Source organism: Corallococcus terminator (assembly GCF_003611635.1).
In the GTDB taxonomy this organism is placed as follows: domain Bacteria; phylum Myxococcota; class Myxococcia; order Myxococcales; family Myxococcaceae; genus Corallococcus; species Corallococcus terminator.
On sequence record NZ_RAVZ01000775.1, the window covers coordinates 1 to 579 of the forward strand.

Annotated in this window: 1 protein-coding gene; it reads right to left on the reverse strand. The window is 75.6% G+C overall.

All coding sequences use genetic code 11. The features are described 5' to 3' along the window. Window positions 1-579: FAD-dependent oxidoreductase (locus D7V88_RS42075; RefSeq protein ID WP_208726783.1), on the reverse strand; the 579-nt coding region annotated here is incomplete at both ends.

Consider the following 579-nt stretch of genomic DNA (forward strand, 5'->3'; position numbering starts at 1 on the left):
CGGCATGCACCGTGCCGTCCGCGAGCCGCACCCCTTCGACCCGCGCGCCAGCGCCCTCCCCCTTCAGGACGACGGCCTCCACCCGCGCGGACAGCTCCACCCGGGCTCCGGCCTCGCGCGCCTGGAGCGCCACCGCGTCCACCAGGGTGCTCCACCCTCCGTCCACGTACAGCACGTTGGCGGCGGTCGCGCATTGGACCTGCGCCACCGCGGCCTGCGCGCTGAGCGCGGAATGGTCCGCGCAGTATGTGGCCACCCGCACCAGCGCCGCGACGAGGGCCCGGCTGTCCTCCCGGGCCAGGCGGGTGTCCAGCCACTCCCGCGTCGACAGGTGGCCCAGCGCATCCGTGTCGATGCGCGCCAGCCCCGCGAGCAGCTTCGCCACCTCCAGCTTCGCGGCGAGCGACAACACGTCCGTCGTCATGAGCGTCACGGGCCCCTGAGGCAGCGTGTGCAGCCGGCCCGCGTGCAGCGCATAGCGGCCTGTCTGCCCCGGGACGCCACCCTGGGGCTTCACCCCCAGGCGCCCCAGCACCCGGAGGCCCGCGCCCGCCCGGTACAGCGCATGCGGCCCCAGGT